This is a genomic window from Vibrio sp. 1402, from assembly GCF_033340275.1.
Window position 1 is genome coordinate 1 of record NZ_JAWOWE010000127.1, and the last position, 898, is coordinate 898.

Consider the following 898-nt stretch of genomic DNA (forward strand, 5'->3'; position numbering starts at 1 on the left):
CTCGTCAACCGTGTAGGCGTGGAACAGGTCGAACTGCATCTGCCCAACAATCTGGCTCCATTGCGGTAAATATGCGGCCATTACCCCAAGTCTGTGCATCAAACTGAATGCTTTATGAAGTGCATTTGGGTGTCGACATAACGCTAAGAATTTTTCACGAGCCGCTGGAATCGTGTGTAAAAACTTGTTTAAGCGGCGACGTGCAGTACGCAGTTGTCGCAGGGTTGGAGGGCTTACTCCTTCAATGGTTGAGTCGTTTGCGATATGCAAAAACATATCAAGAATAGTTTCAGGTCTGGCTTGGAATAGCGCGGGTTTTCTGGCTTCGATTAACGATCCACGGCGTTGAAAATCTGCATCCAAAATTTCTGCGTTTTCAGTTGCACCACCATTGATGATGGCTTGATCAAACAGTTTGAGCAGCATTTTGTTTAATTCTGCGACGCGACGAAGTGTGCGATAAAACTCTTTCATCATCATCTCGACGCCGCGATTGCCTTCACCAACATAACCGAGGTTTTCGGCCACTTGTGCTTGATGTGCGAAGGTCAAACGGTTGTCGTATCGGCGAAGTTCAATGTGCAGCGCAAAGCGGACACGCCACAAGAAGTCCTGACACTCCACCAGTTCGCGGTATTCCGCATCGGTAAGAAAGCCGTAACGGCTCATCTCTAGCAGAGATGTGGCGCCAAAGTGACGGCGCGCTACCCAGCTCAAAGTGTGAATATCGCGAAGACCTCCTGGGGTCGATTTGATATCGGGCTCTAGGTTATCGGTCGTATCGTGGTAGCGAGCATGACGTTCGCGTTGTTCTTGGATTTTTGCGCGGTAGAAGGTTTCGCTCGGCCAGAAAGAGTCGGATAGCACGACCTTTTTTAGAGCTTGGAATGTGTCTTCG

1 pseudogene is annotated in these 898 nt (G+C 49.3%); it reads right to left on the minus strand.

The features are described 5' to 3' along the window. Nucleotides 1-898: pseudogene (locus tag R7044_RS24585) on the minus strand ([protein-PII] uridylyltransferase); the annotation flags it as partial.